Origin of the sequence: Xanthomonas sp. SHU 308 (genome assembly GCF_000364645.1) — a bacterium.
Lineage (GTDB): Bacteria > Pseudomonadota > Gammaproteobacteria > Xanthomonadales > Xanthomonadaceae > Xanthomonas_A > Xanthomonas_A sontii.
The window spans coordinates 1-8,246 of the sequence record NZ_AQOK01000548.1 but is presented as its reverse complement, the minus strand read 5'-3'; the positions used below and the strand labels follow the sequence as shown (position 1 = coordinate 8,246).

Below are 8,246 nucleotides of genomic sequence, written 5' to 3'. Positions count from 1 at the left end.
TGGCGGGCGCATCGGCCGCGCGCGGGTGACCCCCGGCGCGCTGGTCACCGCCAATCAGACCGATGCCATCGCCAAGATCCAGCAACTGGATCCGATGAACGTGGACATCACCCAGTCCGGCAATCAGTTCCTGGCGCTGCGTCGGGCGATCGCCGCCGGTGGCGTGCAGCCGACCAGCACGCAGGTGCGGCTGACCCTGTCCGACGGTACCGCGTATCCGTTGCCGGGAACGCTGGAGTTCGCCGACCTCGACGTGGAGGAGACCACCGGTGCGGTGACCCTGCGCGCGCGCTTCCCCAATCCCGATGCGCAACTGCTGCCGGGCATGTATGTGCGCGCGCTGGTCGGGCAGGGCGTGCGCCAGCAGGCCCTGCTGGTGCCGCAGGCGGCGGTGGACCGCACCCCGCGCGGCGAGGCGGTGGCCTGGGTGGTGGGCGCCGACGACGTGGTGCGCCAGCGCGAGTTCACCACGCTGCGCGCGGTCGGCGACCGCTGGCTGGTCGGCGATGGCCTCAAGCCCGGCGAGCGGGTGGTGGTGGCGGGCCGGCAGGGCCTCAGCGACGGTGCCAAGGTGACGGTGAAGACCGCCGCCGCCGCGGCCGCGCCTGCCGCCGGCCAGGGCTGAGCCGGCATGCTGCCGCGTTTCTTCATCCACCGCCCGATCTTCGCCTGGGTCCTGGCGATCTGCATCATGGCCGCCGGCGCCATCGCCGTGTTCACCCTGCCGATCGAGCAGTATCCGGACATCGCGCCGCCGTCGGTCAACGTCACCGCCACCTACAACGGCGCCTCGGCGCAGACCGTGGAGGACAGCGTCACCCAGGTGATCGAACAGCAGATCAAGGGCATCGACCACCTGCTGTACTTCTCCTCGACCAGCTCCTCGTCCGGGCAGGCGCGGATCAGCATCACCTTCGACCAGGCGGCCAATCCCGACATCGCCCAGGTGCAGGTGCAGAATGCGGTCAACCAGGCGCTCAACCGGCTGCCGCAGGAAGTGCAGCAGCAGGGCGTGACCGTGGCCAAGTCGCAGGGCGACAGTCTGATGGCGGTGGCGATCTACGACCGCACCGACCGCATGGACAACGTCGACATCTCCGACTACCTGGTCAGCACCCTGCAGGACCCGATCAGCCGCATCAACGGCGTCGGCGAGATCAACGTGTTCGGCGCGCAGTACGCGATGCGGGTGTGGCTGGACCCGCACAAGCTCAACGCCTACCAACTGATGCCCGGCGACGTGCGCAGCGCGATCCTGGCGCAGAACACCCAGGTCACCGCCGGCGAACTCGGCGCGCTGCCCACCGGCGCCGAGCAGGAACTCAACGCCACGGTCACCGCGCAGTCGCGGCTGCAGACGCCCGAGCAGTTCCGGCAGATCATCCTGGCCACGCGCGCGGACGGTTCCAGCGTGCGCCTGGGCGACGTGGCACGGGTGGAGATCGGCGCGGAGAACTATCAGAACAACGCTACGCTCAACGGCCACCCGGCGTCCGGCTTCTCGGTGACGCTGTCCGCCGGCGCCAATGCGATCGCCACCTCCGATGCGATCCACGCCACCATCGAACGGCTCAAGCCGACCTTCCCGCCGGGCCTGGACGTGGCCTATCCGCGCGACAGCACGCCGTTCGTGCGCATTTCGATCGAGAACGTGGTGCACACCCTGGCCGAGGCCATCGTGCTGGTGGTGGTGGTGATGTTCCTGTTCCTGCAGAACGCGCGCGCCACGCTGATCCCGGCGATCACCGTGCCGGTGGTGCTGCTGGGCACCTTCGGCATCCTCGCCGCGGCAGGCTTCACCATCAACACGCTGACCCTGTTCGCGATGGTGCTGGCGATCGGCCTGCTGGTCGACGACGCCATCGTGGTGGTGGAGAACGTCGAGCGGATCATGCATGAGGAACACCTGCCGCCGCGCGAGGCCACCGAGCGCTCGATGGGCGAGATCACCGGTGCGCTGATCGGCATCACCGTGGTGCTGGGCGCGGTGTTCCTGCCGATGGCGTTCTTCGGCGGCTCCACCGGCATCATCTACCGGCAGTTCTCGATCACCATCGCCTCGGCGATGGCGCTGTCGGCGCTGGTCGCGCTGACCCTGACCCCGGCGCTGTGCGCGACCCTGCTCAAGCCGGTGGAGCAGGAGCGCAAGCTCGGCCGTTTCTTTCAGTGGTTCAACCGCAGCGTCGAGCGCGGCCAGCAGGCCTACCAGCGCCGCCTCGGCACGGTGCTGCAGCGGCCGCGGCGCTGGCTGGCGCTGTATGCACTGGTGGCGCTGGCGATGGTGGTGCTGTACATGCGCATGCCGACCGGCTTCCTGCCGGTGGAGGACCAGGGCCAGGTGCAGATCCAGTTCACCACCCCGGAAGGCACGCCGCTGGCCAAGACCCAGGCGCTGGGCAAGCGCATCAGCGATTACTTCATGACCCACGAGAAGGCCAATCTCACCGCGATCTTCATGGTGGTCGGCCGCAACAACGCCGGCACCGGGCAGAACGCCGGCCAGGCCTTCGTGGCGCTCACGCCGTGGGGCGAGCGCAACCGCGACAACACCGCACAGGCCATCATCGACCGCGCCAACGCGCATTTCCGCGGCGTCGGCGACGCCAAGATCAGCGTGCTGTCGCCGCCGGCGGTGCGCGGCCTGGGCCAGTCCAGCGGCTTCGAGCTGTGGATCCGCGACAGCGACGGCGCCGGCCGCGCGGCGCTGCTGAAGGCGCAGCAGCAGGTGCTCAAGGAGGCCGGCGACGATCCGCAGCTGACCGCGGTGCGCCTCAACGGCCTGGGCGACAAGGCGCAACTGCAGGTGGACATCGACCACGCCCAGGCCAGCGCGCTGGGCCTGGCGCAGAGCGACATCAACGCGACCCTGGCCACCGCCTGGGGCGGCAGCTACGTCAACGACTTCATCGACCGCGGCCGGGTCAAGCGCGTGTACGTGCAGGGCGATGCGCCGTACCGCGCGCTGCCGGAGGACATCGCGCAGTGGTACGTGCGCGGCAGCGGCGGGCAGATGGCGCCGTTCGCCAGTTTCGCCAGCACCCACTGGACCCGCGGCCCGCAGCTGCAGCAGCGCTTCAACGGCCTGCCGGCATCGCAGATCCAGGGCGGCGCGGCGGCCGGCAGCAGTTCCGGCGAGGCGATGCAGCGGATGCAGGCGCTGGTGGCCAAGCAGGAGGGCTTCGATCTGCAATGGAGCGGGCTGTCCTACCAGGAGCAGTTGTCCAGCAACCAGACGCTGTGGCTGTACACCGCCTCGATCCTGTTCATTTTCCTGTGCCTGGCGGCGCTGTACGAAAGCTGGTCGATCCCGGTGGCGGTGCTGCTGGTGATTCCGCTGGGTGTGGTCGGCACCGTGCTGGCGACCACCCTGGCCGGCTTCGTCAACGACATCTACTTCCAGGTCGGCCTGCTGACCACGATCGGTCTGTCGGCGAAGAACGCGATCCTGATCGTTGAATTCGCCGAGGCGCGGCAGCGTGCCGGGCGACCGTTGCTGGAAGCAACACTGGAAGGCGCGCGGCTGCGCCTGCGGCCGATCGTGATGACCTCGCTGGCGTTCGTCGCCGGTGTGTTGCCGCTGGCGCTGTCCACCGGCGCCGGCGCCTCCAGCCGCCGCGAGATCGGCGTGTGCGTGATCGGCGGCATGGTCACCGGCACCGTGCTGGCAGTGTTGCTGGTGCCGTTGTTCTTCGTGCTGGTGCGCGGCCTGTTTCGCGGGGCCGCGCGGCAGGACGCGGGCGCAGCGGCGGCGTAAGTCGTAGACCGACGAGGCGGCTCCGCGACGCGGTGCTGCCTTGCGACTAGACTTTGCGTTCCCCCACGGCATACGACTGTGCGATGAACGATTCCTCCTGCTGCGGCGCGCCCAGCGACGCACCGGCCCACTGGTCCGGCCGCATTCGCGATATCGCCGATTTCCCGAAGCCGGGCATCGTGTTCAAGGACATCACCCCGCTGCTGGCCGACGGCCCGGATTTCGCCTCGGCGCTGGACGAGATGGCGCGTCCGTGGCGCACCACGCCGCTGCAGGCGGTGCTGGGCATCGAGTCGCGCGGCTTCATCCTGGGCGCGGCGCTGGCGCACGAACTGCGCACGGGCTTCGTGCCGGTGCGCAAGCCGGGCAAGCTGCCGGGCAGGACGGTGACCCAGGAGTACGCGCTGGAGTACGGCAGCGACCGCATCGAAATGCACGCCGATGCGCTGCCGGCCGGTTCGCGCGTGCTGCTGGTCGATGACGTGCTCGCCACCGGCGGTACCCTGCGCGCGGCCCTGGCGTTGGCGCAGCAACTGGAACTGGAAGTGGTCGGCGCCGCGGTGCTGGTGGAACTGCAGGGGCTGCGTGGACGCGATCGCTGGAACGAGACCTTGCCGCTGCTGGCGACGCTGACGTACTGAGCACGGCCACTGCTCATGGCAGCGCAGGTGGCGCGGCCGGGGATCGACGCATTGGGCGCGGCCGGGGATCGACGCATTGGGCGCGGCCGCGGCGCACATGCGTCGTGGCGATCGCGCATGGCGCGGGCGACGCCTGACGCCGCAACCGCAGGCGCCGTGTCAGGTCGGGTAGATCACCGTTTCCAGGCTGGGGTCCGCATGCGCTGCGGCATGGCTTAGGTGGCCATCGAACGGACCGACCTTGCAGATCCGGCCGTCGTCGGCGAACACCAGCTGCAGTCCGTGTTCGGCTTCCCAGTCGCAGTTGCATTCCAGGCTGATGCGCAGGCGGCCGTCGCGGTAGCGGCGTAGATACGCCTCGCTGCCGAACTGCACGTGCGCCCACACCTCGGCGGGATCGGCGATGTCCGGCGAAGGCCATCCGTATTTGGCGCACAGCGCCTGCGTGTGCCGGTAGTAGGCGAACACGTGCGGCGCGGCGGCGGCGAAGACCGCGGCGTCGAGTTGCAGGAAGGTCTCGATGGCGGGCGCCGCGTCGACCGGAACGTCGCCAGCCTCGCAGCCCACCAGCACGAAGCAGCAACTGCCGCGCATCCACGGGACCGGCACCGCCTCGCTCCACAGGTTGCCGTCCTCGTCCGGTTGCAGCGACGCCAGGACCTGCTGCGCCGCGCTCACAGCTTGGCGACCCGGAAGCGGCGGCCCTTGATCTTGCCGGCCTGCAGCTGCGCCAGCGCCTTGCCGGCATGGGCGCGGGCGATGGCGACGTAGGAGCGGGTGGCGTAGATCGCGATCTTGCCGATCGCCGCGCCGGACAGCCCGGCATCGCCGGTCAGTGCGCCGAGGATGTCGCCGGGACGCAGCTTGTCGGTCTTGCCGCCGTCGATGCGCAGGGTGACCATCGCCGCCTGCGGTAGCTGCACCGGCCGTGCGGTGGCCAGCGGCGCGCGCGACCAGCGCAGCGGCTGGCCCTGCTCGGTTTCCAGCGCCTGCGCGCGCGCGGTCTCGCGCGGCGCCACCAGGCTCAGGGCCAGGCCGTGCTTGCCGGCGCGCGCGGTGCGGCCGATGCGGTGGCGGTAGGTCTCGGTGTCGGTCGGCAGTTCGTAGTTGATCACCGCTGCCAGGTCTTCCACGTCCAGCCCGCGCGCGGCCACGTCGCTGGCGACCAGCACGTTGCAGCTGCGGTTGACGAAGCGCACCAGCACCTCGTCGCGGTCGCGCTGTTCCATGTCGCCATGCAGCGCCAGCGCGGAGAAGCCGAACTGCTGCAGCGAGCCGGCGACCTCGTCGACCTCCTTGCGGGTGTTGCAGAACACCACGCTGGATTCGGGGGTGAAGCGCAGCAGCAGGCCGGCCACCGCCTTCTGCCGGTAGGTCGGGTCGACCTCGAAGAACTGCTGGTCGATCTCCGGCGCGCTGTCGGCGCCTTCGACGGTGATTTCCGCCGGTTCCTTCAGCAGGTCCCGCGCCAATGCGCGGATTTCCTCGGGAAAGGTGGCCGAGAACAGCAGGCTCTGCCGGTGCTTGTCGCAGCGGCTGGCGATCTCGCGGATCGGCTCCTCGAAGCCCATGTCGAGCATGCGGTCGGCCTCGTCCAGCACCAGCGTGCGCACCCCGCCCAGGTGCAGCGCGCGCTTGCGCGCCAGCTCCTGGATGCGGCCGGGCGTGCCGACCACCACCTGCGGGTCGTGCGCCTCCAGCGAGGCTAGTTGCGGCGCCAGCGGCATGCCGCCGGTCAGCACCACCAGTTTCATGTTGGGAATGCCGGTGGCCAGCTTGCGCAACTGTTTGCCGACCTGGTCGGCCAGTTCGCGGGTCGGGCACAGCACCAGCGCCTGCGCACGGCTCAGCGCCGGATCCAGCTTGTGCAGCAGGCCCAGGCCGAACGCCGCGGTCTTGCCGCTGCCGGTAGGCGCCTGCACGATGACGTCCTGGCCGGCCAGGATCGGCGGCAGGCTCTGCGCCTGCACCGGGGTCATGCGGGTGTAGCCGAGCGCGTCGATGCCGGGCGCGAGCGCCTGGGAAAGGGAGAGGGTGGCGAAATCGTTCATGCGGCATTTTAGCTGGTGGGGCCGGGACTCGGGACCCGGGACCCGGAACGTCAACAGCAAAAGGGCATTTCGACTCGCACGACGCGCCGCTTTTTGCTTTCCGGGTCCCGGGTCCCGGGTCCCGTACAATACGGCATGCCTCTTATCACTCTGCAGAACCTCGACTACAGCGTCGGCGGCCCCTTGCTGCTGGAAAAGACCGACCTGTCGATCGAGCCGGGCGAACGCATCGCCCTGATCGGCCGCAACGGCGCCGGCAAATCCACCCTGATGAAACTGATCGCCGGCGAGCTCAAGCCCGACGACGGCGAGGTCCGCGTGCAGCAGGGCGTGCGCATCGCCCGGCTGGAACAGGAGGTGCCGCATGGCGCCGCCGGCAGCGTGTTCGACGTGGTCGCCGACGGCCTGGGCGAACTCGGCCATTGGCTGGCCGAGTTCCATCGGCTCAGCCATGCCGCCGAATTCGACGGCGATGCGCTGGGCGCGGTGCAGTCCAAGATCGATGGCGCCAATGGCTGGGCACTGGACCAGCGGGTCAACGAGACCCTGACGCGGCTGGAACTGGACGGCGACGCCGAATTCGCGCGGCTGTCCGGCGGCATGAAGCGCCGCGTATTGCTGGCGCGCGCGCTGGTCTCGGCGCCGGACCTGTTGTTGCTGGACGAGCCCACCAACCACCTCGACATCGAGGCCATCGACTGGCTGGAAGGCTTCCTCAAGGGCTGGAACGGCAGCGTGGTGTTCGTGACTCACGACCGGCGGTTCCTGCGTGCCCTGGCCACGCGCATCGTCGAGATCGACCGCGGCCAGGTCAGCAGCTGGCCGGGCGACTGGGCCAACTACGAGCGCCGCCGCGAGGAGCGGCTCAATGCGCAGGCGCAGGAGAACGCGCGCTTCGACAAGCTGTTGGCACAGGAAGAAGTGTGGATCCGCCAGGGCATCAAGGCCCGGCGCACCCGCGACGAGGGGCGTGTGCGGCGGCTGGAAGCGATGCGCCGCGAGCGCACCCAGCGCCGCGAACTCGGCGGCAACGTGCGCATGGAGGCCGCGCAGGGCGAGTCCTCCGGCAAGAAGGTGATCGAGGCCAAGGACCTGAGCTTCGCCTTCGGCGCGCGCAGCATGGTGCGCGACTTCTCCACCACCATCCTGCGCGGCGACCGTATCGGCCTGATCGGCCCCAACGGCAGCGGCAAGACCACGTTGCTGAAGCTGCTGCTGGGCGAACTGCCCCCGGACAGCGGCGAAGTGCGTGCCGGCACCAATCTGCAGGTGGCGTATTTCGACCAGTACCGCGCCACCCTGCGCGAGGACTGGAGCGCGATCGAGAACGTGGCCGAGGGCCGCGACTTCATCGAGGTCAACGGCAAGCGCAAGCACGTGCACGCCTACCTGCAGGACTTCCTGTTCACCCCGGAGCGTGCGCGCGCGCCGATCACCCGCCTGTCCGGCGGCGAGCGCAATCGCCTGCTGCTGGCGCGGCTGTTCGCGCAGCCGTCCAACCTGCTGGTGATGGACGAACCGACCAACGACCTGGACGTGGAAACCCTGGAGCTGCTGGAAGAACTGCTCGGCGACTACAGCGGCACGCTGTTGCTGGTCAGCCACGACCGCGACTTCATCGACAACGTGGTCACCTCGACCATGGTCATGGAAGGCGACGGCCGCATCGGCGAATACGTCGGCGGCTACAGCGACTGGGTACGCCAGCGCCCGGCGACGCCGGCCAGCGCGATGGCGGTGGCCAAGGCCTCGGCCACCGCGGCGGCGACCACGCCGGTGGCGGCCGCTGCAGCGGCGCCG

General features: G+C 69.7%; 6 protein-coding genes. 4 read left to right on the top strand and 2 right to left on the bottom strand.

The window, feature by feature from the left end; all coding sequences use genetic code 11:
• The 3 genes from D588_RS0116235 to D588_RS0116225 form a co-directional block, all read left to right on the top strand.
• On the top strand, positions 1-625 hold a 625-nt coding region (locus D588_RS0116235; protein WP_017916724.1), incomplete at its 5' end, for an efflux RND transporter periplasmic adaptor subunit.
• 6 nt (positions 626-631) lie between these two features.
• A complete protein-coding gene (locus D588_RS0116230; RefSeq protein WP_017916723.1) occupies positions 632-3,754 on the top strand; it encodes an efflux RND transporter permease subunit in 3,123 nt (1,040 codons plus the stop codon).
• An 83-nt stretch (positions 3,755-3,837) separates the two neighbouring features.
• Entirely contained in the window at positions 3,838-4,395 is a 558-nt protein-coding gene (locus D588_RS0116225) for an adenine phosphoribosyltransferase (protein ID WP_017916722.1), read from the top strand.
• 159 nt (positions 4,396-4,554) lie between these two features.
• Here the strand turns inward: D588_RS0116225 and D588_RS0116220 are convergent, their stop codons facing one another.
• Both D588_RS0116220 and dbpA read right to left on the bottom strand, forming a co-directional pair.
• Positions 4,555-5,073: a hypothetical protein gene (locus D588_RS0116220; protein WP_017916721.1), complete on the bottom strand. Its 519-nt coding sequence runs from the start codon at positions 5,071-5,073 to the stop codon at positions 4,555-4,557.
• Positions 5,070-6,446 (bottom strand): ATP-dependent RNA helicase DbpA, encoded by a 1,377-nt coding sequence (dbpA, locus tag D588_RS0116215; RefSeq protein WP_017916720.1) that lies wholly within the window; start codon positions 6,444-6,446, stop codon positions 5,070-5,072. Before dbpA ends, D588_RS0116220 begins: the two co-directional genes overlap by 4 nt.
• 135 nt (positions 6,447-6,581) lie before the next feature.
• Here dbpA and D588_RS0116210 point away from each other — a divergent pair.
• Positions 6,582-8,246, top strand: a 1,665-nt coding sequence (locus D588_RS0116210) for an ATP-binding cassette domain-containing protein (protein WP_017916719.1), incomplete at its 3' end; no start/stop codon positions are given.